The organism is Aquidulcibacter paucihalophilus (assembly GCA_030285985.1).
In the GTDB taxonomy this organism is placed as follows: Bacteria; Pseudomonadota; Alphaproteobacteria; order Caulobacterales; family Caulobacteraceae; genus Brevundimonas.
Map to the genome: position 1 here is coordinate 2208262 of CP127384.1, position 26317 is coordinate 2234578.

General features: G+C 66.2%; 40 protein-coding genes and 1 pseudogene. 5 read left to right on the forward strand and 36 right to left on the reverse strand.

Going from position 1 to position 26317, the window contains the following annotated elements:
• Positions 1–137: 137 nt before the first annotated feature.
• The 5 genes from KB221_10845 to KB221_10865 form a co-directional block, all read right to left on the reverse strand.
• Positions 138–863, reverse strand: coding sequence for an RluA family pseudouridine synthase (locus tag KB221_10845; protein WIY68585.1), 726 nt, complete (start codon positions 861–863; stop codon positions 138–140).
• Positions 864–872: 9 nt separating this feature from the next.
• On the reverse strand, positions 873–1301 hold the full coding sequence (locus tag KB221_10850) for a hypothetical protein (GenBank protein WIY68586.1): 429 nt from the start codon (positions 1299–1301) through the stop codon (positions 873–875).
• Positions 1298–1771, reverse strand: a complete 474-nt coding sequence (locus KB221_10855; GenBank protein ID WIY68587.1) for a hypothetical protein — start codon at positions 1769–1771, stop codon at positions 1298–1300. The genes KB221_10850 and KB221_10855 overlap by 4 nt, the downstream gene beginning before the upstream one ends.
• Before the next feature lie 63 nt (positions 1772–1834).
• Positions 1835–2209: a VOC family protein gene (locus KB221_10860; protein WIY68588.1), complete on the reverse strand. Its 375-nt coding sequence runs from the start codon at positions 2207–2209 to the stop codon at positions 1835–1837.
• Entirely contained in the window at positions 2206–3513 is a 1308-nt protein-coding gene (locus tag KB221_10865) for a replication-associated recombination protein A (GenBank protein WIY68589.1), read from the reverse strand. The genes KB221_10860 and KB221_10865 overlap by 4 nt, the downstream gene beginning before the upstream one ends.
• Positions 3514–3583: 70 nt before the next feature.
• Here KB221_10865 and KB221_10870 point away from each other — a divergent pair, with 70 nt between their 5' ends.
• Entirely contained in the window at positions 3584–3997 is a 414-nt protein-coding gene (locus KB221_10870; protein WIY68590.1) for a VOC family protein, read from the forward strand.
• A gap of 7 nt (positions 3998–4004) precedes the next feature.
• On the opposite strand, the gene KB221_10875 is transcribed toward KB221_10870, so the two are convergent.
• Both KB221_10875 and KB221_10880 read right to left on the reverse strand, forming a co-directional pair.
• Positions 4005–5393 (reverse strand): trypsin-like peptidase domain-containing protein, encoded by a 1389-nt coding sequence (locus tag KB221_10875; protein WIY68591.1) that lies wholly within the window; start codon positions 5391–5393, stop codon positions 4005–4007.
• A gap of 61 nt (positions 5394–5454) precedes the next feature.
• Positions 5455–6789: a TCR/Tet family MFS transporter gene (locus tag KB221_10880; protein ID WIY68592.1), complete on the reverse strand. Its 1335-nt coding sequence runs from the start codon at positions 6787–6789 to the stop codon at positions 5455–5457.
• Positions 6790–6870: 81 nt separating this feature from the next.
• Between KB221_10880 and KB221_10885 the strand changes: the two genes are divergently transcribed.
• The 3 genes from KB221_10885 to KB221_10895 are packed head-to-tail and all read left to right on the forward strand — an operon-like array spanning position 6871 to position 9073.
• Entirely contained in the window at positions 6871–7263 is a 393-nt protein-coding gene (locus tag KB221_10885) for a VOC family protein (GenBank protein ID WIY68593.1), read from the forward strand.
• Between the two features lie 48 nt (positions 7264–7311).
• Positions 7312–8223 carry an ABC transporter ATP-binding protein gene (locus tag KB221_10890; protein WIY68594.1) on the forward strand — a complete coding sequence of 304 codons (912 nt, stop codon included), beginning with the start codon at positions 7312–7314 and terminating at the stop codon, positions 8221–8223.
• Positions 8213–9073 (forward strand): hypothetical protein, encoded by an 861-nt coding sequence (locus tag KB221_10895; protein WIY68595.1) that lies wholly within the window; start codon positions 8213–8215, stop codon positions 9071–9073. The genes KB221_10890 and KB221_10895 overlap by 11 nt, the downstream gene beginning before the upstream one ends.
• Positions 9074–9137: 64 nt before the next feature.
• Here the strand turns inward: KB221_10895 and KB221_10900 are convergent, their stop codons facing one another.
• The 29 genes and pseudogenes from KB221_10900 to rpsJ all read right to left on the reverse strand — a co-directional run bounded on the left by KB221_10900 (position 9138) and on the right by rpsJ (position 24705).
• A complete protein-coding gene (locus tag KB221_10900) occupies positions 9138–9509 on the reverse strand; it encodes a DUF4180 domain-containing protein (GenBank protein ID WIY68596.1) in 372 nt (123 codons plus the stop codon).
• Between the two features lie 83 nt (positions 9510–9592).
• On the reverse strand, positions 9593–10012 hold the full coding sequence (gene rplQ / locus KB221_10905) for a 50S ribosomal protein L17 (protein ID WIY68597.1): 420 nt from the start codon (positions 10010–10012) through the stop codon (positions 9593–9595).
• Between the two features lie 102 nt (positions 10013–10114).
• On the reverse strand, positions 10115–11134 hold the full coding sequence (locus tag KB221_10910) for a DNA-directed RNA polymerase subunit alpha (protein ID WIY68598.1): 1020 nt from the start codon (positions 11132–11134) through the stop codon (positions 10115–10117).
• A gap of 87 nt (positions 11135–11221) precedes the next feature.
• The gene (gene rpsK, locus KB221_10915) at positions 11222–11611 is read right to left on the reverse strand and encodes a 30S ribosomal protein S11 (GenBank protein ID WIY68599.1); all 390 of its coding nucleotides are present in this window, start codon (positions 11609–11611) and stop codon (positions 11222–11224) included.
• A 9-nt stretch (positions 11612–11620) separates the two neighbouring features.
• Positions 11621–11989, reverse strand: coding sequence for a 30S ribosomal protein S13 (gene rpsM / locus KB221_10920; protein WIY68600.1), 369 nt, complete (start codon positions 11987–11989; stop codon positions 11621–11623).
• A gap of 138 nt (positions 11990–12127) precedes the next feature.
• Positions 12128–12823, reverse strand: a complete 696-nt coding sequence (locus tag KB221_10925) for an energy transducer TonB (GenBank protein WIY68601.1) — start codon at positions 12821–12823, stop codon at positions 12128–12130.
• 79 nt (positions 12824–12902) lie between these two features.
• Positions 12903–13475 carry an adenylate kinase gene (locus KB221_10930; protein ID WIY68602.1) on the reverse strand — a complete coding sequence of 191 codons (573 nt, stop codon included), beginning with the start codon at positions 13473–13475 and terminating at the stop codon, positions 12903–12905.
• Positions 13476–13497: 22 nt separating this feature from the next.
• Positions 13498–14886, reverse strand: coding sequence for a preprotein translocase subunit SecY (secY, locus tag KB221_10935; protein WIY68603.1), 1389 nt, complete (start codon positions 14884–14886; stop codon positions 13498–13500).
• 251 nt (positions 14887–15137) lie between these two features.
• Positions 15138–15584 (reverse strand): annotated as a pseudogene (gene rplO, locus KB221_10940) (50S ribosomal protein L15).
• A gap of 142 nt (positions 15585–15726) precedes the next feature.
• Positions 15727–15924, reverse strand: coding sequence for a 50S ribosomal protein L30 (gene rpmD / locus KB221_10945; protein ID WIY68604.1), 198 nt, complete (start codon positions 15922–15924; stop codon positions 15727–15729).
• Between the two features lie 2 nt (positions 15925–15926).
• On the reverse strand, positions 15927–16544 hold the full coding sequence (gene rpsE, locus KB221_10950; GenBank protein ID WIY68605.1) for a 30S ribosomal protein S5: 618 nt from the start codon (positions 16542–16544) through the stop codon (positions 15927–15929).
• Between the two features lie 12 nt (positions 16545–16556).
• The gene (rplR, locus tag KB221_10955; protein WIY68606.1) at positions 16557–16919 is read right to left on the reverse strand and encodes a 50S ribosomal protein L18; all 363 of its coding nucleotides are present in this window, start codon (positions 16917–16919) and stop codon (positions 16557–16559) included.
• Positions 16920–16922: 3 nt separating this feature from the next.
• Positions 16923–17456: a 50S ribosomal protein L6 gene (gene rplF / locus KB221_10960; GenBank protein ID WIY68607.1), complete on the reverse strand. Its 534-nt coding sequence runs from the start codon at positions 17454–17456 to the stop codon at positions 16923–16925.
• A 1-nt stretch (position 17457) separates the two neighbouring features.
• Complete coding sequence (gene rpsH, locus KB221_10965; protein WIY68608.1) at positions 17458–17856, reverse strand: 30S ribosomal protein S8; 399 nt, start codon at positions 17854–17856, stop codon at positions 17458–17460.
• A 14-nt stretch (positions 17857–17870) separates the two neighbouring features.
• Complete coding sequence (gene rpsN, locus KB221_10970; GenBank protein WIY68609.1) at positions 17871–18176, reverse strand: 30S ribosomal protein S14; 306 nt, start codon at positions 18174–18176, stop codon at positions 17871–17873.
• 19 nt (positions 18177–18195) lie between these two features.
• Positions 18196–18756 carry a 50S ribosomal protein L5 gene (rplE, locus tag KB221_10975; protein WIY68610.1) on the reverse strand — a complete coding sequence of 187 codons (561 nt, stop codon included), beginning with the start codon at positions 18754–18756 and terminating at the stop codon, positions 18196–18198.
• Complete coding sequence (gene rplX, locus KB221_10980; GenBank protein WIY68611.1) at positions 18756–19064, reverse strand: 50S ribosomal protein L24; 309 nt, start codon at positions 19062–19064, stop codon at positions 18756–18758. Before rplX ends, rplE begins: the two co-directional genes overlap by 1 nt.
• A 2-nt stretch (positions 19065–19066) precedes the next feature.
• Entirely contained in the window at positions 19067–19435 is a 369-nt protein-coding gene (rplN, locus tag KB221_10985) for a 50S ribosomal protein L14 (GenBank protein ID WIY68612.1), read from the reverse strand.
• Between the two features lie 18 nt (positions 19436–19453).
• Positions 19454–19702: a 30S ribosomal protein S17 gene (rpsQ, locus tag KB221_10990; GenBank protein ID WIY68613.1), complete on the reverse strand. Its 249-nt coding sequence runs from the start codon at positions 19700–19702 to the stop codon at positions 19454–19456.
• A gap of 10 nt (positions 19703–19712) precedes the next feature.
• Positions 19713–19910 (reverse strand): 50S ribosomal protein L29, encoded by a 198-nt coding sequence (gene rpmC / locus KB221_10995; GenBank protein ID WIY68614.1) that lies wholly within the window; start codon positions 19908–19910, stop codon positions 19713–19715.
• Positions 19907–20350 (reverse strand): 50S ribosomal protein L16, encoded by a 444-nt coding sequence (gene rplP / locus KB221_11000; protein WIY68615.1) that lies wholly within the window; start codon positions 20348–20350, stop codon positions 19907–19909. The genes rpmC and rplP overlap by 4 nt, the downstream gene beginning before the upstream one ends.
• A 3-nt stretch (positions 20351–20353) precedes the next feature.
• Positions 20354–21109 (reverse strand): 30S ribosomal protein S3, encoded by a 756-nt coding sequence (rpsC, locus tag KB221_11005; GenBank protein ID WIY68616.1) that lies wholly within the window; start codon positions 21107–21109, stop codon positions 20354–20356.
• Entirely contained in the window at positions 21109–21489 is a 381-nt protein-coding gene (gene rplV, locus KB221_11010) for a 50S ribosomal protein L22 (GenBank protein ID WIY68617.1), read from the reverse strand. Before rplV ends, rpsC begins: the two co-directional genes overlap by 1 nt.
• A gap of 3 nt (positions 21490–21492) precedes the next feature.
• Positions 21493–21771, reverse strand: a complete 279-nt coding sequence (gene rpsS, locus KB221_11015; protein WIY68618.1) for a 30S ribosomal protein S19 — start codon at positions 21769–21771, stop codon at positions 21493–21495.
• Positions 21772–21773: 2 nt separating this feature from the next.
• Complete coding sequence (gene rplB, locus KB221_11020; protein WIY68619.1) at positions 21774–22607, reverse strand: 50S ribosomal protein L2; 834 nt, start codon at positions 22605–22607, stop codon at positions 21774–21776.
• A gap of 4 nt (positions 22608–22611) precedes the next feature.
• Positions 22612–22917 (reverse strand): 50S ribosomal protein L23, encoded by a 306-nt coding sequence (locus KB221_11025; protein WIY68620.1) that lies wholly within the window; start codon positions 22915–22917, stop codon positions 22612–22614.
• Positions 22917–23618: a 50S ribosomal protein L4 gene (gene rplD / locus KB221_11030; GenBank protein ID WIY68621.1), complete on the reverse strand. Its 702-nt coding sequence runs from the start codon at positions 23616–23618 to the stop codon at positions 22917–22919. Before rplD ends, KB221_11025 begins: the two co-directional genes overlap by 1 nt.
• Entirely contained in the window at positions 23618–24379 is a 762-nt protein-coding gene (gene rplC / locus KB221_11035; protein ID WIY68622.1) for a 50S ribosomal protein L3, read from the reverse strand. Before rplC ends, rplD begins: the two co-directional genes overlap by 1 nt.
• Before the next feature lie 20 nt (positions 24380–24399).
• Positions 24400–24705 carry a 30S ribosomal protein S10 gene (gene rpsJ / locus KB221_11040; protein ID WIY68623.1) on the reverse strand — a complete coding sequence of 102 codons (306 nt, stop codon included), beginning with the start codon at positions 24703–24705 and terminating at the stop codon, positions 24400–24402.
• A gap of 816 nt (positions 24706–25521) precedes the next feature.
• Here rpsJ and KB221_11045 point away from each other — a divergent pair.
• The gene (locus tag KB221_11045) at positions 25522–26271 is read left to right on the forward strand and encodes a hypothetical protein (GenBank protein ID WIY68624.1); all 750 of its coding nucleotides are present in this window, start codon (positions 25522–25524) and stop codon (positions 26269–26271) included.
• The last annotated feature ends 46 nt before the right edge of the window (positions 26272–26317 follow it).

The following is a 26317-nucleotide window of genomic DNA, read 5'->3' on the forward strand; positions in this document are numbered from 1 at the left end:
GGGTTCCACCCCTCCACCATGCTTCGCATGGTCCCCCTCCCCATCCGCTTCGCGGACAGGGAGGAGACAAGAGGCGCCGCCCGTCTCCTCCCCATGCAATGGGGAGGGGGACCATGCGAAGCATGGTGGAGGGGTGCCTACAGACCCGCCGCCGCCTTCAGCGCCTCGAAATCCTCCGGTGGCGGGGCCTCGACCGTGCGGTAGCCGCCTTCGGGATGGGGAAACACCAGCTTCGCCGCATGCAGCATCAGCCGCGGCGCGCCCCGACCCGCGAACGTCAGCGCCCCGCCATAACGGGCGTCGCCAGCCAGCGGGCGACCGATCGAGGCCATGTGGACGCGCAGCTGGTGCATCCGGCCGGTGGCGGGGTCCAGTTCGACCAGCGCCCCGTCATCCGAGGCCGACAGGGTGCGGTAGCGGCTCAGCGCGGCCTGGGCACCCGGCGTGTCGGCCGTGACCGCGCGCATATAGCTCTCGCGGCCGATCTCCTGCCGCAGCAGCGGTGTTTCGATGGTCCCGGCGCGCGGCTCGGGCGCGGCGGACAGCAGGGCCAGATAGGTCTTCCTGAACCGCCGCGCCTGCATGGCCTTGCCGAAGAAGCCGGCGGCGGGCTTGGTTTTGGCGGCGAGGATGACGCCCGAGGTGTCGCGGTCGAGCCGGTGCACCAGGTCAGGCCGCTTTCCGTTCGAGCGGGCAAAGGCCCACAGCAGGTCGTCCAGCGTATGGGCCTGGATGCGACCGCCCTGGCTGGACAGGCCGGCGGGCTTGTTGAAGGCGATGACGGCCTCGTCCTCGTGGATCACCCACGAGCGGACGGCGGCGATGTCAGCTTCGCTCAGGGAGACGGGGGTACGGTCGGTCACCGCGCCCGCTTAGCGCAGCAGCTCCCGCTTCGCCATGACCCATGCGTAGGCAGCGAAGCCTGCGAAGACCAGACAGAGGATGATCGGCATCCCGATCCCCTGGGCCCGCCAGGCGGCCGCATCAGGGTGCAGGACATAGACATAGGCCTGATCCAGCATGATGGCGGCGGCAGCGACCGTCAGCAGCCATGCAGCCCAGACGCGACCCAGCCACAGGCTGACCGCGCCGAAGAAGAGGCCCCATACCGCGACCGCCCAGGCGATGCTGACCCAGAGCGGCTGGCCAAACACCAACGCCTGCCAGTCCGCCGGGACCGTGGCCAGATAGCCCGCGTCGCGTCTGGTCATCATCAGCCAGTCCCAGGCCCCCTGCGTCCAGACCAGGAGCGCGAGACCGCCGACCAGCCAGAGATGCCAGACGCGCCGCTTCGGGCTCAACGCAGGACGCCGCGCTTCGACATCGTCCAGGCGTACCAGGTGAAGAAGGCGCAGCCGGCGGCGATGACGACGTTCATGATCACGATCATCGACGAGGCCACCTTGACCCCGTCCTGCATCATGAAGCCCATCACCTTGCCACCGTCGCTGAGGCCATAGGTGTAGAGCAGGCTGAGCAGGAAGGCCCCGAATGAGGCGGCGAAGACCGGAAAGGCCAGCTTGTTGCGCAGCAATAGCAGGAGCGAGCCCAGCACCCCGCCCCAGACGCCCACAGCCCAGATGGCGGTCATCCAGACCGGCATGGCCTCATAGTAGGCGATCTGGTCCGGCGTCATGCCCGCGGTCGCCATATAGGCGGCCCCCTGGGTCATGCTCATCGTGTAGTCGTAGCCGCCGTAGGCATTCCACAGCACGGCGATGACGCCTACCGCCCACAGGTGCCAGGGCGTTTTCACAGTCATATCGGTCATGGTCCCCTCCCAAGGTTGATCGATGAGGGGGACGGTAGTCCCAAAACCACTGTTACGGCAACGTCAGGCAGGCGCGACCCGCCACGGTGGATTCACGCGGTTTTCGCCGGCAAAATACAGGCACAGGCGATTGCCGTCAGGGTCACGAAGCCGGGCCTCGCGCCAGAGCCAGCTCTGGTCCACCGTGTCACTGTCGAAATCGACGCCGGCGGCCTTGAGGGCGGCGACCCGATCATCGAGGTCATCGCACTCGAAATAGACCATGGTCCCGCCGGGTGCGGGGACCTCGGCGAGGTGGATCGAGAAGGTCGCACCGCCCGGGCAGAGGAAGCGGGCGTAGTGGTCGCTGGACACGATCAGTTCCAGCCCGAGCCGCTGGTAGAAGGCGCGGGCGCGGGGAATGTCGGAGACCTCGACGGTGACCTGGTTGAGGTTCATGCCTCGCCCTGCCGCGCGGCCCGCATCGCCGCCCAGCGTTCCAGCCGTTCCTTGACCTTGGCCTCATGCCCCTCGCCTTTCGGGGCGTAGAACACGCGGCGCTCCATCCCGTCGGGGAAGAAGTTGGCACCGGAGAAACCTTCCGGCGTATCGGGGTCGTACTGATAGCCCTGACCGTAGCCGAGCGACTTCATCAGCCTGGTCGGGGCGTTGCGGATGTGGGCCGGAGGCATCAGCGAACCGGTTTCGGCGGCCGCCCGTTTGGCCGCCTTGAAGGCCTCATAGACGCCGACCGACTTGGGCGCGGTGGCGAGATGGACGACGGCCTGGGCGAGGGCCAGTTCGCCTTCGGGAGAGCCGAGGAAGTCGTAGGTGTCCTTGGCGGCGTTGGCGACCAGCAGGGACAGAGGGTCCGCCTCGCCGATGTCCTCGACCGCCATGCGCACGATCCGGCGTGCCAGATAGAGCGGATCCTCGCCGCCGTTCAGCATCCGCGCCAGCCAGTAGAGGGCCGCGTCAGGGTCTGAGCCGCGAACAGATTTATGAAGCGCCGATATGAGGTTATAGTGTTCTTCTCTACTCTTGTCGTAAGCAGGCGCGCGCTTCTGCAGGATGCCGGCGAGCGCCTGCACATCGAGCGGCTCGACCGAGGTCAGGTCGAATAGCACCTCTGACATGGTCAGCAGATAGCGGCCGTCCCCGTCCGCCAGGGCCAGCAGGGCGTGGCGCGACTCCGGCGTCAGCGGCAGGGCCTTACCCTCCTGCGCCTCGGCTCGAATCAACAGTTGATCAAGCGCCGCATCGTCCAGTCGCTTGAGCACATAGACCTGCGACCGCGACAGCAACGCCCCGTTCAACTCGAACGACGGGTTCTCGGTCGTGGCCCCGACGAGGGTGACGATCCCCTCCTCCACGAAGGGCAGGAAACCGTCCTGCTGGGCGCGGTTGAAGCGGTGGATCTCGTCGACGAACAGCAGGGTCGACTGGCCGGCGGCGCGGCGCATGCGAGCGGCCTCGAAGGCCTTCTTCAGATCGGCGACACCGGAGAAGACGGCGCTGATCTGCTGGAACTGATAGCCCGCGGCCTGGGCCAGCAGGCGGGCGATGGTGGTCTTGCCGGTGCCCGGCGGCCCCCACAGGATCATCGACCCCAGACGGCCGGCCTCGACCATCCGGCGGATCGGTCCGCCCTCCCCCAGCAGATGATCCTGACCCACCACCTCCTCAAGCGTGCGGGGCCGCAGGCGATCGGCCAGCGGGGCGTCAGGGGGATGGATGCCGGAGGCTTCAAACAGGTCAGTCATGGACGCTCACAGATAGGCGTTCCGGGCGCGCTTTTCACGCGTTAGTGTGGGGACGGCACAGGAGACCGACATGGCCGAACCCAACCTCATCCCGCCGGGCGGCGTCATCCCCTATCTGACCATACCGTCGCGAGGCGGCCAGGCGGCCGTGGAGTTCTATCGCGCGGCCTTCGGCGCCGAAGAGCTGTTTCGCAATCTGGCCGAAGACGGCGAGCGGCTGATGCACAGCCGGCTGCTGATCAATGGCGGCCTGATCATGCTGTCGGATGAATTCCCCGAATATGGCCAGGAGGCCGACGTCGTCCCCAAGGGCATCGCCCTGCATCTGCAGGTCGATGACGCCGACGACTGGTGGGGGCGCGCCCTGCTGGCGGGCGGTATCCCGGTCATGCCCCTGGCCGATCAATTCTGGGGCGACCGCTACGGCCGGCTGATGGACCCGTTCGGCCACTGCTGGTCGATCGCGAGCCCGATCAAGGCCTAGCTCCCCGTCAGCGCACCACCAGGACGCCGCGCTGTCCGCGGCGCTCGACCAGCAGCTGGGAGCCGCGCGGCAGGTTGGCCAGTTGCTGCGGCGAGGTCACCGGGCGGTCGTTGACCGCCATGATCACATCGCCGGTCTGCAGGCCGACGCCGCGCCGGGCATAGCTGTTGGACGCGACCCGACCGACCACGACCCCGCTGGCGAAGGGATCCCCGCCCAGGCTGTCGGCGAGGGCCGGATTGAGCGCCAGAACCTGCGCGCCGGTCAGGCCGCCCGACTGGATCACCATCGCCCCGTCTACATCTGCATCGCCGGGGAGGCGCTGGACGCGCGCATCGACGACCAGCGGTCGGCCGTCGCGCAGCACGGACACGCGGACCGTCTCATTGGGCTCACGGGTGCCGACGCGGAAATTCAGACCGCCCTGGTCGTTGACCTCGGCGCCGTCGATAGCAGTGATGACGTCGCCCAGTTGCAGGCTGGCGCGGTCGCCGGGGCCGTTCGGCCAGACCTCGGTGACCACCAGACCCTGCGGCCGCTCAAGGCCGAGACTGCGGGCCATGTCGGCGCTGACGGTTTCGCCCTTCACGCCCAGCCAGGGGCGGATCACGGCCGTGGCACCGCCGACGGCGGAGTCCACCACCCGACGCACCGCCGCGGCAGGCACGGCGAAGCCGACGCCCGAGGACGAGCCCGAACGGGAGAAGATGGCCGTGTTGATGCCGATCAGGTCGCCGTCCATGTCGACCAGGGCGCCACCGGAATTGCCCGGATTGATGGCCGCATCGGTCTGGATGAAGGAGCCGCTGTCGGAAATGCCGGTCTCGGTCCGGTTCAGGGCCGAGATGATGCCGTTGGTCACCGTCTGGCCGACCCCGAACGGATTGCCGATGGCCAGGACCAGATCACCGACCTCCTGTTCCTCGCGGTCATCGATGTTCAGCGTCGGCAACCGCTCATTGACGCCTTCAAGCTGAAGCACGGCGATGTCGGAGCGCTCGTCGGCGAGGATGATGCGGGCGTCGAACTCGCGCCGGTCGTTCAGCACGACCTTGATCTGCTGCATGCCGTTGATGACGTGATAGTTGGTCACCACCACCCCGTCGGCCCGGACGATGACGCCCGATCCGACCGAACCCACCTGCTGGGCGCGGGGGCCCTGGCCGAACATCGACCAGAACGGGTCCTGGACCTGCTGGACGCCGCGCGCGGAGACATTGACCACGGCGGGCGCGGCGGTCCGCACCACGGGCGCGAAGCTGGACTTCATCGCCAGGGCATCGCCGGGGACGACGCGGTCGTCTGCGAAGACCCCGTCCTGGGCGACGCTGTCGGTCGGGTGGCCGAGGCCGGCAAGGATCAGGACGGCGGCGAGGGCGACGGCAGGTGTTTTCATGGTCATCCGGCAGGTCAGGAGAACGAAAGCACCGCTATTCCGCTCCGGATTCTGGACCGTATCAAGGCATCGGAGCCGGCCCGGCGGCTGCCGATTCCTGACGCTCGGCCTGACGGCCCACCCACCAGCCGATCAGCGCCGCCAGCAACAGGGCGACGGCGGCCAGATAGAAGGCCAGGCCCGGATCGGTCAGGAGCCGCACGGCGGCGCGCTGGACCCCGTCGGATGCGAAGGCCAGCGTCTCCGCGATCCACAGCCGCGTGCCGATCGCGCCGTCGCCCACCGAGAAGGAATAGACCCAGCCGAAGAACAGCGGCGACATGACCCCGGCGATGGAGGCGACGCTCATATTGGCGCCCTGGAGCTGGCCCTGTTCGTCCTCGCCGACCCGGCGCGTCATGAGGGATTGCAGGGTCGGCATGGCCAGGCCCCACAGGGCGTTGGGCAGCATGGCGAGGATGAACATCAGACCATCCGGGGCCCAGCCCATGGCCGCGATGCCGACCGTGCCGCCGACCAGGCCCAGGACCATGGTCATCCGGTCGCCCAGCCGTTTGACAACCGGCCCGACCAGAACCCCCTGCACCAGCATGTCCAGCACGCCGACAAGGGCCAGCAGCAGGCCGACCTCGCGCGGGCCCCAGCTGTAGCGGTAGGCGGCGTACAGGACGAAGACCGCCGAGAAGAGGTGGTGGGCGAAATAGAGCAGGAAATTCACGACCGCGAGGCCGCTGAGCTCGGTGTGCCGCTTCAACAGGATCAACGCGCCGACGGGATTGGCCCGCTTCCAGCCGAACGCCATCCGCTTCTCGACGGGCAGGCTCTCGGGCAGGACCAGCAGGCCATAGAAGAAGGCCACGGCCGACAGGGCGGCGGCGAACCAGAACGGAACCCGCGGCCCGAATTCGCCGAGGAAACCGCCGAAAATCGGCCCCAGCACGAAGCCGGCGGAGAAGGCCGCGCCGATCAGGCCATAGGCGCGGGCGCGTTTCTCCGGGGCGGTGATGTCGGCCATATAGGCATAGACGGTGGTGAAGCTGGACGAGGTGATGCCGGCGATGATCCGCCCCAGCGCCAGCCACCAAAGGTCCGGTGCCACGGCCATGAGCACATAGTCGAGCGCCAGGCCGGCGCAGCTGATCAGGATCACAGGCCGCCGGCCGTACTGGTCCGACAACGAGCCGATGATCGGCGAGCAGATGAACTGCATCCCGGCCCACAGAGCCACGAAGACGCCATTGATGATGCCCGCCTGGGCGTTGGAGCCGACGAAATCCTCGATCAAGCCGGGCAGCACCGGAATGATGATCCCCATGGCCACGATATCGAGCACCGCCGTCACGAAGATGAAGGCGAGCGCGGCGCGGTGGGAACGGAGGCGGGACAGGGCGGACATGGGGCTTTCCGGGCGGGAGGGCCTTCTAGCGGACGCGTGCGTCGGCGTCAGCCCCGTGGCACACTGACGACGGAGGCCACCATGACCAACTTCCTTCAGGTGACGCCGTTCCTGCACGTCGCGGACCTGCAGAAGGCGCTGGACTTCTTCACCGACATCCTCGGCTTCACCGTGCCTTTCCGGCAGCCGGGCTACGCCTACATCCATCGCGAGACGGTCGGATTTCGTCTGTTACAGGCGGAGGACGGCGAGGCGACGCCGGGCCATCGGCGTTTCGCCTACTATATCGACGTGCGCGACGTGGACGCCCTTTACGCCGAGCTGAAGCCGAAGCTCGACACCCTGCCCCCCGGCGACGTGCACGGTCCGGCGGACAAGCCCTATGGCCAGCGCGAACTGCTGGTCCTCGCTCCCGACGGGGAGTTGATCTGCTTCGGCATGGCCATCGCGCAAGCCGAGGTTGCGAAAGCTTAATGCCGTGACGGCTTGCGCCGCGCCGCTCGGCGAGGCCAAGCTGCGTGCATGACAGCCGTGATCGAAACGCGTGGGCTCACCAAGACCTACGGAACCGTCCGCGCCCTCGACGGGCTGGATCTCTCCATACCGCGAGGCGGGGTGTATGGCGTGCTGGGGCCCAACGGGGCCGGCAAGTCGACCCTGTTCCGCATCCTGCTGGGCCTGATCCGGCCCACGGAAGGATCGGCGGCGGTGATGGGCGGGGCTGTGGGCCAGGTCGCGTCCATGCGGCGCATGGGCTCGATGATCGAGACGCCGCGCTTCCCGCCCTACATGACCGCGCGCCAGGTGCTGCGCTGGCTGGCGCTGGAACACGGCGTGGGTGCCGAGGTGGACATTCCCGGCTGGCTGGAACGCGTCGGCCTGACCGAAGCCGCCGACCGCAAGGTCAAGGGCTTCTCGGTCGGCATGCTGCAAAGGCTGGGCGTCGCCGCCGCGCTGATGAGCAAGCCGGAGCTGGTAATTCTGGATGAACCCACCAGCGGCATGGACCCGCCCGGCATCCAGGAGATGCGCGCCCTGATCCGGTCGCTCGCCGACAACGACGGCGTGACCGTGGTCCTGGCCAGCCATCAGTTGCAGGAGGTGCAACGCATCTGCGACCGCGTGGCGATCATGCACAAGGGGCGGCTGGTGCGCGAAGGCGCGGTCAGCGAGCTGACGGCGTCCGGCGAGCAACTGCGCCTGTCGGTGAAGCCTGCCGAGCAGGTCCTCAGCATCCTCGGTGCCCGCGGTTCGCGGGACGGTGCCGGCGTGCTGGCCAACGTCCCCCGCGCCGAGGGCCCCTCCCTGATCCGCGCGCTCGTGGAAGCAGGGATCGAGATCGACGAGGCCCGCTGGGTTGGTGCCGATCTGGAAAGCGTCTTCTTCACCGAAACCGGCTCTGTCCGCGCCCCGGAGGCCCCCCATGCTGGCTGATGCAATCCGGGCCGAGGTCTACCGGTTCTCGCTCAACCGGATGCAGGTGTTCGTCAGCGTCGTGCTGACGCCCCTGCTGTTCGCGGTCGGCGGCGTCTTCTTCCACATGATCAGCAAGTCCAAGGGCGAGGAGGCCGCCCAGGCGGCCGGACTGACCCTCCCCGCCTCGACCGAGGCCGTGAATCTGGCTGAGGCCTTCTCGTTCGCGGCTGCGGGCAGCGCCAACGGTGTGATCCTGATCTGCATGCTGATCGGCGCGGCGACCATCTATGCCGGCGACTACCGCTGGGAGTCATGGCGGCTGATCAGCGCGCGCAACGACCGTATCTCGCTGATCCTCGCCAAGGTCGGACTGGTCAAGCTGCTGGCGATCGCCGTGAGCCTCACGTTCCTGGCCGCCAGCTTCGTTTTCGGGATTGCCCAGGCGGTGATCTATGACCGCGGCATGAGCTTCTCGATGGACGGCGCTGAAGCCGGGCAAGCCGCCCTCGTCTGGCTGTTGTCCTATGTGCGCATCGTCCAGTTCACGATGATCGCCCTGCTGACGGCGGTGATGACCCGCTCGCTGCTGGCCGCGCTGTTCGTGCCCTGGGCCCTCGGCTTTGTTCAGGGGATCATCGGCACCGCCATGCCGCTGCTGGGTTGGGAGCCGCAGATGTGGCTGCCGCAGCTGCTCCTGCCGGGTCTGGCCTATGACACCCTGAAGGCCGCCGTGGCACCCGGTGCCCTGGCCGCGCCTCTCACGGATGAGACAGTGTGGCGTTCGCTGACCGGGCTGGCGCTGTGGACGATCCTGCCGCTGATCGGTGCCCTGGCCTGGTTCCGGAAGCAGGACCTGTCGAAGGAATAGCCGTCAGAGCGGCATTTCTGTCCGGGCGCAGCAGGGTGTCCCGGGCGGCGGCGGGGCCGGCCGTTCAGCCCCGCGCAGCGAGGCGGGTCTCAAACGCAGCCAGATCCGGCACGAACCAGACCCGGTCGCCGGCGTTGGACTCGCGCACGAAGTCTCGAAGGGCGTCGCTTGCCGCCGTCTCGGCCGATACGTCTCCGACGATCGCCAACCGAACGCGGTAGTTGACGAATTTCAGGATCACCGCGCCGGCCAGCCCGGTTCTCAACTTGAGAAAGTCTTCGCTCAGCCGGGCCGTGGGCAGAGCCAGACAGTCGACCTCCTGTCCCCAGAGGCTGCCCACCAGATCGAGAGCGTCAGCCTCGCTGGAAAGACGCGGCCCGTCTGGCGTGCACAGCAGCACGGCGCACCCGGCCACTTTCCTGATCTCGTCGCTCATACCGATCGCGCCTTTCCGGAAACGAAAGAGGGCGGCCGGTTTGCACCGGCCGCCCTTTTCTCAAGCCCCTGACGGGAAGCGGCTTACGCTTCTTCGTCGCCCTCGATCGCATAGACCGGACCCGAGTCCAGGCCCTTGGCGGCGGTGTCGCGATCGACGAACTCGATCACGGCCATCGCGGCGTTGTCGCCGTGACGGTAGCCGGCCTTCATGATGCGGATGTAGCCGCCGTTACGGTCGGCGTAGCGCGGGCCGATCGTTTCGAACAGCTTGCCCACCTGCGGCACGTCACGGACGTGGCTGATGGCCTGACGACGCGCGTGCAGATCGCCTTTCTTGGCGAGCGTGACCAGCTTCTCGACGAAGGGACGCAGTTCCTTCGCCTTGGGAAGCGTGGTCGTGATCTGCTCATGCTTGATCAGCGACGCAGCCATGTTGGCGAACATGGCGGTCCGGTGTGCGCTCGTACGACCGAGCTTGCGATAGGCGGCGCCGTGGCGCATCGGGGTCTCTCCTACTCACCCTGGTTTCCGGAGCACCGGACCTGGGGTTCTCACATTCTAACCGCTCCGCGATCCGGATGGATCAAGGGCGGAGGGTTGAAACTAGATCTGGTCGTCGAACTTCTTGGCCAAGTCTTCGATGTTTTCGGGCGGCCAGTTCGGCACATCCATGCCGAGCGAGAGGCCCATCGTCGCGAGAACTTCCTTGATCTCGTTCAGCGACTTGCGGCCGAAGTTCGGGGTGCGAAGCATTTCGCCCTCGGTCTTCTGGATCAGGTCGCCGATGTAGACGATGTTGTCGTTCTTCAGGCAGTTGGCGGAACGCACCGACAGTTCCAGCTCGTCCACCTTCTTCAGCAGGGCCGGGTTGAAGGGCAGGTCCGGCTTGCCGTCGATGGCTTCCACGGCCTTCTTGGGCTCGTCGAAGGTGATGAAGATCTGGAGCTGGTCCTGGAGGATGCGCGAGGCGTAGGCCACGGCGTCCACCGGCGAAACAGCGCCGTTGGTTTCGACCTCGAGGATCAGCTTGTCATAGTCCAGCGACTGGCCCTGACGGGTGGGCTCGACGCGATAGGCGACGCGCTTGACCGGCGAATACAGGGCGTCGACGGCGATCAGGCCGATCGGCGCGTCTTCCGGACGGTTCAGCTCGGAGGCGACATAGCCCTTGCCGTTCTGGACGGTCAGTTCCATGCGCACCGAAGCGCCCTCGTCCAGCGTGCAGATCACGTGGTCGGGGTTCAGCACCTCGATGTCCGCGGGGACGTCGATCTGGCCGGCCGTGACGGCACCGGGGCCCGTGGCGCGCAGGGTCATGCGCTTGGGGCCTTCAGCGTGCATGCGCAGCGCCAGTTGCTTGATGTTCAGCACGATGTCGACGACGTCTTCCCGCACGCCTTCCAGCGAGGAGAATTCGTGGACGACGCCGTCGATCTGGATCGCGGTCACGGCGGCGCCTTGCAGCGACGACAGGAGAACGCGACGCAGGGCATTGCCGAGCGTCACGCCGAAGCCGCGTTCCAGGGGCTCAGCAACCAGGCGCGACTTGCGCTGCGGGTCGGAGCTCGCCTCGATCTGCGGCTTCTCGGGACGGATCAGCTCTTGCCAGTTACGTTCGATCATGGGTGTCCCTCGAAAACGGAGCGCCGGTCCCTCGCCCCTCGTCAGGCGCGCCAGGACCGGCGGAATAGATAGTCAGTCGCAGTTCGCTTAGACGCGGCGGCGCTTGGGCGGACGGCAACCGTTGTGCGGCATCGGCGTGACGTCGCGGATGGTGGTGATGGTCAGGCCGACCGACTGCAGGGCACGCAGGGCCGACTCACGGCCGGAGCCGGGACCCGAGACGTTGACTTCCAGCGTCTTGACGCCGTGTTCCTGGGCCTTCTTGCCCGCGTCTTCGGCGGCCATCTGGGCGGCGTACGGGGTCGATTTGCGCGAACCCTTGAAGCCCATGTGTCCGGCCGACGACCACGAGATCGCGTTGCCCTGGGCATCGGTGATCGTGATCATGGTGTTGTTGAAGGACGCATTCACGTGGGCGACGCCCGAGGTGATGTTCTTGCGCTCGCGCTTCTTTACGCGACCCGGTTCCTTGGCCATGTGTCTGTCTTACTTCTTCTTGCCGGCGATCGGCTTGGCGGGACCCTTGCGGGTGCGGGCGTTGGTGTGGGTGCGCTGGCCGCGGACCGGCAGGCCCTTGCGGTGACGCAGGCCGCGGTAGCAGGCCAGGTCCATCAGACGCTTGATGTTCATGGACGTCTCGCGGCGCAGATCGCCCTCGACGGTGTGATCGCGGTCGATGGTCTCGCGGATCTGCAGCACCTCAGCGTCGGTCAGCTGGTTCACCCGACGGGCGGATTCGATACCGACCTTCGAGGTGATTTCCTTGGCGGCGTGGGCGCCGATGCCATGGATGTACTGCAGCGCGATCTCTACGCGCTTGTTGGTCGGGATGTTGACACCAGCGATACGGGCCACGAAGCTCTCCAGATACGCGTTGACGGACGCAACAAACGCTCCGGTCAACAGACCAGGAGCGCCGACGTCCTTCGCGGAAGCGCGCCTTATACAGGGGATTCACGGCTCGTCAACGGTTGTCGGCCGCCCCGGACGGTCTCAACGCCCCAGATTGACGAAGGTGGTGACCCTCTGCCCTTCGACCGGTCGGCCGGAGGCGGTCATCGGCGGGCGATAACGGAAAAAGGCGGTCGCCCGCAGCGCCTGCTCGCCGAAACCGAAGCCGCGCGGGCTTTCCTCGATGATGCGGCAGTCGTCCAGGCGCTGATCGATGCGGATGACGCAATTGACCACGACCCGGCCCGGCGGGCGGCGCACACCGCGGACCCGCGGCGGCGCGACCGACTGGATCTCGGCCGAGGTGGCCGGGCGCAGGATCATCGGTCCGGTTCCGCCTGAACCCGGTCCGTCCCCGTCGCCCTCGCCTGTGCCGCTGCCGGTGCCCGTACCGCCCTGCCCCATGCCCGGCGTCGGGCCGGCGACCGCAGCCACGCCGACGACCAGCGCCGGCTCGGGGGCCTGAACGGGCGGCGCAGGCAGCTCACGTGCCTTGTCCGCCGGTCTGGGCGTCACGTGGATGCGTGAGGGGGCCGCCGGCGCGCCCCCGCCCTGCGTCATCGCAGGGGCTGCGGGCGGTGGCGGTGGCGGTGGCCGGAACAGGAAGACGCTGATCGGGGGCGCTGGATCGGGCAGCGGGACCGGCGCGTCGGCGCGGGCCATGATGCTGAACACGCCCAGATGCGCCGCGGTGACGCCCACGACGAAGCCCAGCTTGCGCAGCCGGTCCCTGGTCAACAGTGGAGCTTTAGAAGTCACGGGCCGATCCTATCACGCACGACTGAACGCGCGGGACACCGGATCGGTCAGGTCAGGTTCAGGCGGCCGGGCCGTCCAGCACCGCGTCGATGGCGGCGGCGACGGTGGCGATGGCCCCCATGCCGTCGATCTCGCTGAGCAGGCCCTTGTCGGCATAGTAGGGCAGCAGCGGCGCGGTGTTGCGGTTGTAGGCGTCGAGCCGGACCTTGAAGCTCTCCGGATTGTCGTCCGGGCGGCCCTGGTCGGCGAAGCGGACGGCGACCCGATCCAGCAGGGCGGCGTCATCGACCTTGAGCCGGATCACATGGTCGATCTGCTTGCCCAGCTTGGCCAGCATGGCGTCGAGGGCCACAGCCTGGGCCACGGTGCGCGGGAAGCCGTCGAAGATGGCCCCGCCGGCGTCCCCGGCCTCTTTCAGCCGGGCTTCGATCAGGGCGATGACGATGGCGTCGGACACCAGTTCGCCACGCGACATGATGGCCTGGCACTCACGCCCGAGCTCGGAGCCCGAGGCGATGGCCTCGCGCAGCATGTCGCCGGTCGAAAGCTGGACCATGCCGCGAGCCTCGACCAGACGCTTGGCCTGGGTGCCCTTGCCCGCCGCCGGCGGTCCGAACAGGATCAGGTTCATCGCCGCCCCTCCCCGGCCGGCTCTAGCGCCGGGCGGGGGCGGTGACGCCCTTGCCGGAGGGCTTGCCGCGACCGCGCAGCTTGGCCTTCTTGATCAGGCCTTCGTACTGGTGCGCCAGCAGCTGGGACTGGATCTGCGCCACGGTGTCCATGGTCACCGAGACCACGATCAGGATCGAGGTGCCGCCGAAGGCGAGGCCCGACCCGAAGTTGGCGATGACCATTTCCGGCAGCAGGCAGACCGCGGTGATGTAGGCGGCACCGATCACGGTCAGACGGGTCAGGACATAGTCCAGATATTCCGCCGTCCGCTTGCCCGGACGGATGCCCGGCAGGAAGCCGCCGTATTTCCGCAGGTTCTCGGCCGTGTCCTCGGGGTTGAAGGTGATCGAGGTGTAGAAGAAGCAGAAGAAGATGATCAGCGCACCGTACAGCAGCATGAAGATCGGCTGGCCGTGCTGCATCTGGGCGGTCACCAGCGGCAGCCAGTCCATCCAGGACGGCAGGTCCGCATTGGCGGTCATCTGCGCGACCGTGGTCGGCAGCATCAGCAGCGACGAGGCAAAGATCGGCGGGATGACGCCGGCGGTGTTGACCTTCAGCGGCAGGAACGAACGCTCGCCCCCCGCCATCCGGTTGCCTTCCTGGCGCTTGGGATACTGGATCAGGAGCCGACGCTGGGCGCGTTCCATGAAGACGATGAAGACCACGACCGCGATCATCATCACGGAGATGAACAGCAGGGTGAAGGGCGACATCTGACCCTGCTGGGCCAGGCCGAACATACGGGCGACGGTGCCCGGCAGGACGGCGACGATGCCGGCGAAAATGATCAGGGAGATACCGTTGCCGACGCCGCGCGCCGTCACCTGCTCACCGAGCCACATCAGGAACATGGTGCCGCCGGTCAGAACGGTGACCGTCGAGATGATGAAGAACAGGCCCGGGGTGTCGATCAGATTGGGCTGGGCGTTCAGGCCGAAGGCGATGCCCGTCGACTGGAACAGGGCCAGCACCACGGTCAGATAGCGGGTGTACTGGTTCAGCTGCTTGCGGCCGCTTTCGCCGCCTTCCTTCTTCAGCTTCTCCCAGGGCGGATAGACCGCGCCCATGAGCTGGACGATGATCGACGCCGAAATATAGGGCATCACGTTCAGGGCGAAGACGGCGAACCGCTCAACGGCGCCGCCCGAGAACATGTTGACCATGTCCAGGACGCCGCGCTGGCTGTCCGGATTCTGGAAGAAGGCCAGGAAGGCCTCCGAGTTGATCCCGGGAACCGGCACATAGGTGCCGATGCGGTAGATCAGCAGCGCCAGGAGCGTGAACAGCAGACGTTTATGCAGCTCGGTCGCCTTGGCGAACGAGCCCATGTTCATGTTTGCTGCGAGTTGTTCGGCGGCCGAAGCCATATGTCGTCACCCCGACTGGTCAGAACGCGGCGCATCGGACCTGAATCCGGCGCCAGCGTCCAGATAGGCGAAGGGCGCCCGCTTAGCGAGGGCGCCCTTCAAGCTTATTTCTTGGCGGCAGTCCGCGTGGTGCGGGCCGAGATCTTGTTGGCGTCGCCGCGCGGCGCCTTGGCGGGCGGAGCCTTGCCCTTGGCGGCGTTGCGCTTCTCGAGGCGCGCAGCGGCCTTGGCTTCAGCAGCGATACGCTCCTGGACGACGGTGCCGCCAGCGGCTTCGATCGCCTTGACGGCGCCGGCCGAGGCCGACCAGACGACGAGGTTCAGCTTGGACTTGATCTCGCCGGTGCCGAGGATGCGGACGCCGTCCTTGACGCGACGGATCACGCCGGCAGCGACCAGGGCGTCGCCCTTGATCTCGCCCTTGATGTCCAGCTTCTTGGCGTCGATGGCGTCCTGGAGGCGCCACAGGTTCACTTCAGCCAGCTTCAGCGCGCCCGGATTGTTGAAGCCGCGCTTGGGCATCCGCATGTACAGCGGCATCTGGCCGCCTTCGAAGCCGCCGATGGCGACGCCCGAACGCGACTTCTGACCCTTGACGCCGCGACCGGCAGTCTTGCCCTTGCCCGAACCCGGGCCGCGGCCGACGCGCATGCGCTTCTTGTGGGCGCCTTCGTTGTCGCGAATTTCGTTCAGTTTCATGTGCCTGATCCTTTCGGGTGCTAGCGCCCGGGTCAGACCCGGACTCGGCGTTGAAATAATTGAAGGGCCGCTTCTAGGCGGCCCCCTTCAGCATCGCAAGACGCGAGACGCCCTCCCCCGGTTCGGGAGAGGGCGAAACAGCTTACTTTTCGACGATCTCGGTCAGATGGGCGACCTTGGCGATCATGCCGCGAACCGAAGGAGTGTCTTCCAGCGTGGACTCGCGGCCCATGCGGTTGAGACCCAGGCCCGACAGGGTGGCGCGCTGGTCCGACTTGCGACGGATCGGGCTGCCGGTCTGGCGGACGGTGACGGTGGCTTTGGATTCGGTCTTGGCCATGGTCAGGCTTCCTGGGCTTCAGGCGCCGCTTCCGGAGCCGAGGCGCCGTCGTTGCGACGACCCATCAGATCGGCGACCTTCTTGCCGCGCTTGGACGCGACCTGACGGGGCGACGACTGGACCTTGAGGGCCTCGAACGTGGCGCGGATCATGTTGTAGGGGTTCGACGAACCGGTCGACTTGCCCACGACGTCCTGGACGCCGAGGGTTTCGAGCACGGCGCGCATCGGACCGCCCGCGATGACGCCGGTCCCGGGAGGGGCAGCGCGCATCATGATCTTGCCGGCGCCCCAACGGCCGTTGCCGTCGTGGTGCAGGGTGCGGTTCTCGCGAAGCGGAACGCGGATCATGGTCTTCTTGGCTTCTTCAGTCGCCTTGCGGATGGCTTCCGGCACTTCGCGCGCCTTGCCGTGACCGAAGCCGACGCGGCCCTTGCCGTCGCCGACGACCATCAGGGCCGCGAACGAGAACCGGCGACCGCCTTTGACGGTGGCGGCGACACGGTTGATGTGAACCAGCTTCTCGACGATGTCCGAATCCGGACCGTCGACGGGAGCGTTGCGGTTGTCACGACGGTTGCGATCGTTGCCGCCGCCGCCGCGTTGGGGTGTTTGCGCCATCTGTCGCGTCCCTTAGAAATTCAGGCCGGCTTCACGCGCGGCTTCCGCCAGCGCCTTCACCCGTCCGTGATAGATGTAACCGCCGCGATCGAAGACGACGTCCTTGACGCCCTTCTCGATGGCGCGTTCGGCGATCAGTTTGCCGATCAGGGCGGCGGCCGCCACGTCGGAACCCTTGGCCTTCTTGCCCTTCTCGCCTTCCAGCGAGGAAGCAGCGGCGATCGTGACGCCGTTCAGGTCGTCGATGATCTGGGCCGAGATGTTCTTGTCCGAACGGTGCACCGACAGACGCAGGCGTCCGTTGGCGACAGCCTTCAGGCGGCGGCGAGTGCGCTCGGTGCGGCGCTGGGCTTGTTGTCGAAGAGAGAGAGCCATGACCTACTTCTTCTTGCCTTCCTTGCGCCGGACCTTTTCGCCCGTGTAGCGGACGCCCTTGCCCTTGTAGGGCTCCGGCGGACGCAGCTTGCGGATGACGGCGGCGATCTGACCCACGGCCTGCTTGTCAGCACCGGAGATCTTGATTTCCGTCTGCTTGGGCACCGCGAAGGTGACGCCGGCAGGCGGCTGGATGTCGACTTCGTGCGAGAAACCGAGCTGCAGCGACAGGGCGTTGCCCTTCATCGCGGCGCGGTAACCGACGCCGACCAGGTCCAGGCTCTTTTCAAAGCCCGTGGTGACGCCGACGACCATGTTGTCGACCAGGGTGCGCGAGAGGCCCCACATGGCCCGCGAACGCTGGTTGTCTTCGCGCATGGTCAGGTTCAGGCCGTCGTCGCCCTGGTTGACTTCGATCTCGTCGGCGACGGTCCAGGAGCGTTCGCCCTTGGGACCCTTCACCGAGACCGTCTGGCCGTCGAGCGTGACGGTCACGCCCTTCGGCACTTCAATGGTGCGTTTTCCGATACGGGACATCTTAGTAGACCCTGCAGAGGACTTCGCCGCCCACCTTGGCTTCGCGAGCCGCGGTGTCCGACATGACGCCCTTGGACGTGGAGAGGATCGAGATGCCGAGGCCGTTCTTGATCGGCTTCAGATCGGAGATCGCGGAGTAGACGCGGCGGCCCGGCTTGGACACGCGGGCGATCTCGGCGATGACCGGCTGGCCGTCGAAGTATTTCAGCTCGATCTCGAACTGCGGGAACTCGCCGGGGTTCTGAACCAGCGAATAGCCGCGGATGTAGCCCTCGTCCTGCAGCACGTCGAGGACGCGCTGGCGCAGGCGGGAAGCCGGGGTGAGCACCTTGGAACGCTTGCGCATGTGCGCGTTCCGGATGCGGGCGATCATGTCGCTCAGGGGATCGTTGATCATCATGTCTGTCGCTCCCCTTACCAGCTGGACTTGGTCAGACCCGGGATCTGACCCAGGTTGCCGAGTTCACGAAGCGCGATACGGCTCATCTTGAGCTTGCGATAGAAGGCCCGCGGACGGCCCGTCACTTCGCAGCGGTTGCGAATCCGGTTGGCGGCCGAGTTGCGCGGCAGCTTGGCCAGCTTGAGGCGCGCCTCGAAGCGCTCCTCGAGAGGCAGGGATTCGTTGTTGGCGGTCGCCTTCAGGGCGGCACGCTTGTCGGCGTACTTCGCGACGAGGGCCTTGACCATCTCGTTGCGGTTTACGGCGCTTTTCTTAGCCATGGTTTCTTTCCCTTCCCGCTCAGTTCGTCACGAACGGGAACTTGAACTCGGTGAGAAGCGCGCGCGCCTCGTCATCAGTCCTGGCCGTGGTGCAGACGATGATGTCCATGCCCCACATCTGGTCGATCTGGTCGTAGTTGATCTCGGGGAACACGATGTGTTCCTTGAGGCCCATGGCGTAGTTGCCGCGACCGTCGAACGAGGTCGGCTTCAGGCCGCGGAAATCCTTCACGCGCGGCAGCGCGATCGTGATCAGGCGGTCGAGGAACTCGTACATCTGGTCGCCGCGGAGGGTGACCTTGCCGCCGATGACCATGCCTTCGCGCAGCTTGAAGCCGGCGATGGAGTTACGGGCCTTGGTGGCGACGGGCTTCTGACCGGCGATGGCGGCCAGGTCCTTGAGGGCGGCAGTCGCCTTCTTGGAGTCAGCCACGGCTTCACCGATGCCCATGTTCAGGACGATCTTGTCCAGCTTGGGCATCTGCATCGGGTTGGTGTAGCCGAACTTCTCGGTCAGCACGCCCTTGATGCGGTCGTTGTATTCGCTCTTGAGGCGCGGGGTGTATTTGGTGTCGGCCATTAGATGACGTCTCCCGTCGTCTTGGCGAAGCGGACCTTCTTGTCGCCTTCCATGCGGAAGCCGACGCGGGCCGCCTTGCCGTTGGCGTCGGCGATCGCGACGTTCGACAGGTGAAGCGACGCTTCCTTGTTCTTGATGCCGCCCTGGGGGTCGGCCTGGGTCGGGCGGGTGTGGCGCTGGACCATGTTGATCCCCTGCACCATGACGCGGTTCGTGGCCGGCAGGACCTTGGTCACCTTGCCGGTGCGGCCCTTGTCCTTGCCCGTGAGCACCACGACGTTGTCGCCGGTTTTGATCTTGGCGGCCATGACTACAGGACCTCCGGAGCCAGAGAGATGATCTTCATGTGGTTCTTGGCGCGCAGTTCGCGGGGAACCGGGCCGAAGATCCGCGTGCCGACGGGCTCGTTCTGCTTGTTGACGATGACGGCGGCCGACTTGTCGAAGCGAATGACAGAGCCGTCCTTGCGCATGATGTCCTTGGCGGTGCGCACGACGATGGCGCGCACGACGTCGCCCTTCTTCACGCGGCCGCGAGGAATGGCTTCCTTCACCGAGGCGACAATGGTGTCGCCCACCGAGGCGTAGCGGCGCTTGGAGCCGCCCAACACCTTGATGCACATGACCCGGCGAGCACCCGAATTATCGGCTACCTCCAGGTTAGTTTGCATCTGGATCATAGGATCAGATCTTTCTGATTACGAAGCGGAGGCCGAGGAGTCCGACAGGACTTCCCAGCGCTTCAGCTTGGACTTGGGGGCGCACTCGATGATGCGGGCCTGGTCGCCCACCTTGAGGGCGTTGGCTTCGTCATGAGCGTGATACTTCTTGGACAGGCGCACGATCTTTTTCAGGACCGGGTGCAGCAGCGTGCGTTGGACGACGACGACGACAGTCTTGTCGCCCTTGTCGGAGACGACCACGCCTTCGAGAACTCGTTTCGGCATCTTCGTTTCCTTAAACCGCTGCGCGATTTGCACGCAGGAGCGTGGAAATGCGGGCGATGTCCTTGCGCACTTCCGAGACCCGATGGGTCTTTTCCATCTGGCCGGTGGCGGCCTGGAAGCGCAGGTTGAACTGTTCCTTCTTGAGCTTCAGAAGCTCATCGGCCAGCTGGTCGGGCGTCTGGGCCCGAAGGTCGGCGATCTTGGTCATGCGCCTACGTGCTCCACGTGCGAGACACCGGCGTCGAGGCGGGTGACCACCTTCGTACGGACCGGCAGCTTGGCGGCGCCAAGACGCAGGGCCTCGCGGGCGATGTCGTCCGGCACGCCGTCGATTTCAAACAGGATCCGGCCCGGGTGGCAGCGCGCCGCCCAGTGATCCACGGCGCCCTTGCCCTTGCCCATGCGGACTTCGGCCGGCTTGCCCGTGACGGGCAGGTCGGGGAACACGCGGATCCAGACGCGGCCCTGACGCTTCATCTGGCGGGTGATCGCGCGGCGGGCCGCCTCGATCTGACGCGCGGTGATGCGTTCCGGCTCCACCGTCTTCAGGCCGTAGGACCCGAAGTTCAGTGAGAAGCCGCCTTTGGCGGCACCGTGGATGCGGCCCTTGAAGGCCTTGCGGTACTTGGTTTTCTTCGGTTGCAGCATGACTTAGCTCTCACGTGCCCGGTCGCGGCGCGGACCGCGATCACCGCGGGGACCGCCGCGTTCACGGCCTTCGTTGGACGACGGACCAGCAGCCTCGGCAGCCCAGCGCTTGTCCTGGGCCATCGGATCGTGCTCGAGCACCTCACCCTTGAAGACCCAGACTTTGACACCGATGATGCCGTAGGTCGTCTTGGCCTGGATGAAGCCGTAGTCGATGTCGGCGCGCAGGGTGTGCAGCGGCACACGGCCTTCGCGATACCATTCCATCCGCGCGATTTCCGCGCCGCCGAGGCGGCCCGACACGTTGATGCGGACGCCCTTGGCGCCGAGACGCATGGCCGACTGCATCGAACGCTTCATGGCGCGGCGGAAGGCGATACGGCGTTCCAGCTGCTGCGCGATGTTCTCGGCGATCAGCTGGGCGTCCGTCTCGGGCTTGCGCACTTCGACGATGTTCAGGTGAACTTCACCCTCGGTGCGCGCCGAGATGTCCTTGCGGAGCTTCTCGATGTCAGCGCCCTTCTTGCCGATCACGACACCCGGACGGGCGGCATAGATCGTCACGCGGCACTTCTTGTGCGGACGCTCGATGATGATGCGCGACACGCCGGCGGCGTTCAGGCGTTCCTTCAGCCACGTGCGCAGCTTGAGGTCCTGGTGCAGCAGCTTGGCGTATTCGCCGCCGCGGGCGAACCAACGGCTGTCCCACGTACGGTTGATACCGAGGCGCAGACCAATCGGATTGATTTTCTGACCCATCAGGCGGCCTCACCGGCTTCGCGAACCACGATGGTGATCTCCGCGAAAGGTTTCAGGATGCGCGACGAGCGACCACGAGCACGGCTCGCGAAACGCTTCATCACCAGGTTCTTGCCCACGAAGGCCTCGGCGACGACCAGGTTGTCGATGTCGAGGTTGTGGTTGTTCTCGGCGTTCGAAACGGCCGAATACAGCACCTTGCGGACGTCGGTGGCGATGCGCTTGCGGCTGAATTCCAGCTCGTTCAGCGCCTTCTGCACCGGCAGGCCGCGGATCGACTGGGCGACCAGGTTCAGCTTCTGAGGGCTGATCCGGACGTTCACCAGCTTGGCGCGCGCTTCGGTCGGGGCGACCCGACGGGGGTTTTTTGTCTGGGCCATCAGTTACTTCCTTTTGGCCTTCTTGTCCGCCGCGTGGCCCGGGAAGTTCCGGGTCGGGGCGAACTCGCCGAGCTTCATGCCGACCATTTCTTCGGAGACGGACACCGGCACATGCTTGAGGCCGTTGTGGACGCCGAAGGTCAGGCCGACAAACTGCGGCAGGATGGTGGAACGGCGCGACCAGGTCTTGATCACGTCCTTGCGGCCCGACGTCGAGACGGCGTCGGCCTTCTTGAGCAGATACCCGTCGACAAACGGGCCTTTCCAGGAGGAGCGGGCCATCTTTAGCGAGCCTTCTTAACGTGGCGGGTACGGATGATGAACTTGTCCGTCGCCTTGTTCTTGCGGGTGCGGGTTCCCTTGGTGTCCTTGCCCCACGGCGTAACCGGGGTACGACCACCAGAGGTCCGGCCTTCACCACCACCGTGCGGGTGGTCGATCGGGTTCATGGCGACGCCGCGAACGTGCGGACGCCAGCCCATGTGACGGACGCGGCCGGCCTTGCCGAGGTTCTGGTTCATGTGGTCGGGGTTCGAAACCGCGCCCACCGTGGCCATGCAGCCGTCCAGGACCATGCGAAGCTCGCCCGAGCCCAGACGGATCTGGGCGTAGCCGGCGTCGCGACCGACGAGCTGGGCGTAGGCACCGGCCGAACGGGCCAGCTGGGCGCCCTTGCCCGGCTTCATTTCGACGTTGTGGATGATCGTGCCGACCGGCACCGAGCGCAGCGGCATCGCATTGCCCGGCTTCACGTCGACCTTTTCACCGGCAACCACCGAGTCACCCGCCTTCAGGCGTTGCGGCGCGATGATGTAGGCCTTTTCGCCGTCCTCATAGACGATGAGGGCGATGAAGGCGGTCCGGTTCGGATCGTATTCCAGACGCTCGACGGTCGCCGTGGCGAACTTCCGGCGCTTGAAGTCGATCTTGCGGTACAGCGTCTTGGCACCACCGCCGCGGAAGCGAACGGCGATACGACCGCCAGCGCCCCGGCCGCCCGACTTGGTCAGGCCTTCGGTCAGCGACTTCTCGGGGCGGCCCTTGTGCAGCTCCGAACGGTCGATCAGCACCAGGGCGCGACGGCCCGGCGATGTCGGATTGTAAGTCTTCAAGGCCATCTGATCAGAGCCCCGTGGTGACGTCGATCGACTGGCCTTCAGCCAGCGTCACGATCGCTTTTTTGATGTCGACCCGACGGCCCATGATGCCGCGGAAGCGCTTGGTCTTGCCCTTCTGGACGAGGGTGTTGACCTTCAGGACGTTGACCTTGAACAGGCTTTCGACCGCAGCGGCGATCTCATCCTTGGTCGAGGTTCCGGCAACGCGGAAGACGACCTTGTTCTGCTCCGACAGGATCGTGGCCTTTTCCGTGATGATCGGAGCCAGGATGGTGTCGTAGTGTTTTGCGGTGGGGTTGGCGCCAGCCATTACGCGGCCTCCTTCTTCGTCTTGGCAGCCGGTTTGGCGGCCTTGGCGGCCTCGGCTTCACGACGCGACGGGGTGTAGTCGGCGTAGGTGGCCTCGATGGCTTCAACAGCCGCCTTGGTCAGCACCAGCTTGTCCGCGCGCAGGATGTCGTAGACGTTCAGGCCGGCGTTCGGCAGGACGTTGACCATCGGGATGTTGCGAGCCGCCAGACCGAAGTTCGTGTCGACTTCCGGACCGGCGATGATCAGCGTGCGGGTCCAGCCCAGCTTGCCGAGGGTTTCGCGCAGACCGGCGGTCTTGGCGTCCTTCAGCGAGAGGCTGTCGACGACGACCAGATCACCGGCGACGACCTTGGCCGATAGCGCGTGACGCAGGGCCAGGGCGCGAACCTTCTTGGGCAGGGAGAAGCCGTGGTCGCGAACGACCGGGCCGAAGGCGCGCGAACCACCGACGAACTGCGGGGCGCGACGCGAACCGTGACGAGCGCCGCCGGTTCCCTTCTGCTTGTACATCTTCTTGCCGGTGCGAGAGTTCTCGTTCCGGGTCTGGACCTTGTGGGTGCCGGCACGGCGCTTGGCCAGTTGCCAGTTGACGTAACGGGCCAGGATGTCGCCGCGGATGTCGGTGATGCCGAAAACGGCGTCCGACAGGTCGACGTCACCGGCGGCCTTGCCGTCGAGTTTGATGACCGAGAGTTTCATTACGCTTCACCGCCTTCGGTGGTTTCGACGGCCGGGGCCTCTTCAGCCGGCGTTTCAGCCGGTTGAGCCGCAGCAGCCGAACCGCCCTTGGACTTCACGCCACCGGGGAACGGGGCGTCGGCCGGACGGGCCTTCTTGATGGCGTCGCGAACCTTGACCCAGGTGCCTTCGTGACCGGGGACAGCGCCCTTGATCAGCAGCAGGCCACGCTCGACGTCGACGCGGAACACGGTGAGGTTCTGGGTGGTGACGACTTCCGTGCCGTAGTGGCCGGCCATCTTCTTGCCCTTGAACGTCTTGCCCGGATCCTGACGCTGACCGGTCGAACCGTGCGAACGGTGCGAGACCGAGACGCCGTGGGTCGCCCGCAGACCGCCGAAGTTCCAGCGCTTCATGGCGCCGGCGAAGCCCTTGCCGATGGTCTCGGCCTGGACGTCGACCTTCTGGCCGGCGACGAAGTGGTCAGCCGAGAACTCGGAGCCCACTTCCATCATGGCGTCCGCATCGATGCGGAACTCGGTGACATAGGCCTTGGGTTCAACTTCAAGCTTGGCGAAAGATTCGCGCTGAGCCTTGTTGGTATTCTTGGCCTTTTTGGAGCCAGCACCCAGCTGCAGGGCGACGTAGCCGTCCCGCTCCTGAGTCCGCTGACCCACGACCTGACAGCCATCCAGCTGCAAGATCGTGACTGGAACATGCGCGCCGTCTTCAGCGAAGACACGCGTCATACCCAGTTTCTTGGCGATCACGCCCGTGCGCATCGGATCCCGCCTCTTTCTTATTAAATCTTGATCTCGACATCCACACCGGCGGACAGGTCGAGCTTCATGAGCGCGTCCACAGTCTGCGGGGTGGGGTCGACGATATCGAGGACACGCTTGTGCGTGCGGATTTCAAACTGCTCGCGCGACTTCTTGTCGACGTGCGGCGAGCGGTTCACGGTGAACTTTTCGATCAGGGTCGGCAGCGGGATCGGACCGCGAACGGTCGCGCCGGTGCGCTTGGCCGTGTTGACGATTTCGCGCGTCGAAAAGTCGAGGACGCGGTGATCGAAGGCCTTGAGCCTGATGCGGATGCTTTGATCCATATCGGTAGCTATTCCCAAGCAGGCGAACCTGCGTCCCTGTGAACCATTTCAAAGACCGGAGGTCTTCAGGCCGTAAGGCCTTCAGAGTACGCACGTCCGCAAAAACGATCGGCCCACGCAGCGAACCGCGAAGGCCGTTGAAGTCCTGGGTCACTGCAAAGAACAGGGTCTCAGGTCGTTCCTGCGAACCGCGTCTGCATCCCAAAATCACGTGGGGTGCACAGCCGGTCCAACAAGAGTTGGCGCTTATGACGATTGAGTCCCGCTTCGTCAAGCGGCGAAACTGTGTCGGAGCCCCGGTTTGCGCCTGTTCAGCGGGGACGCCCCTCGGGACGTCAGGCCGGAGTCCGGTTTGTCGACCGGCCGGAAGCCCCCCGCCCAGGTACGCGCGTGTCCCGCGCCGGGTTATTGAGCCACTCGGTGCGGTCGAGATAGGCCCCGTTGATCTCGTTCAGCACCCTCCCGGTCAGTCCGTCCGGCGGCGTCCGTGCCGTCGCCGGCGCGGCAGCGGCCAGTATAAGGAGGGCGCTTGGCGCGGGGCTGAAGGCTTTCATGGCCGATTCTGCACCTGGACAGCGCCAGCCCGGGCGCCGGCCACCCTGCCCCCGGTCCCTCCGGTTTCTGACAGCGAGGCAAAGGTCCGCCGCTATCTGTCCGCAGGATCGCCGCAGCGGTGCCACATTGCGTGGCCGCCTGGACACACCAGCCCCAAGTCGCTGTTTTGTGACGACTTTGTAATAGCAGCGCCCGGATAGGCGCTGATAGCGGGGCGGTCTGGCGTTGCGTCTCCCCGACGCCGCCCAAAAAGGAAAATCCATGAAGTCTCTCCTCCTCCTCTCGACCGCCATCGCCACCCTCGCCGCCGCCCCCGCCCTGGCCCAGGACGGTCCGGCCGGCTCGATCGGCGTCAGCTACACCGACACCAGCATCGACACCCCCCTCGGCGATGCCGACCTGGAAAGCTGGTCCCTGAACGGCGTCTCCGCCATGCCGGCCTTCGGTGAGTGGACCGTCACCCTCGCCGCCGACGTCACCAACACCGAGTTCCTCGGTGACGACGACACCGCCGGCACCGGTTCGGTCGGCCTGTCGCGGATGTTCGGTTCCGACATGCGTCTCGGCGGCTTCGTCGCCGCGTCGGACGCGGGCAACGACACCGCCTGGACCGGTGGCTTCCGCGCCCAGAAATACCTGGCCAACTCGACCCTGACCGGCGTCGTGGCCTACACGGACGTCGACGGCGTCGAGATCTGGACGGCCGGGGCCGACGCCGCCTTCTACGTCACCCCCAGCCTGCGCCTGAACGCCGGCATCACCTATGACTCGGTGGACGAGGCTGACGTGGACGCCTGGACCTACGGCATCGGCGCGGAATACGACATCGGTGCCACGCCGTTCTCGGTGACCGCCGGCTACGCCCGTTCGGACCTGGGCGACCTCGACCTGGAAGTCGACAGCTTCAACGTCGGCGTCCGCTACTCCTTCGGCGGCGACCAGCAGTCGCGTGACCGCGCCGGCGCCGGCGCATCGGGCGTGGGCATCGGCTCCCTGCTCGGCATCCTGTAAGCCCAACCGGCTGACAGTCTGACAGACAGAACCCCCGGCGGAGCGA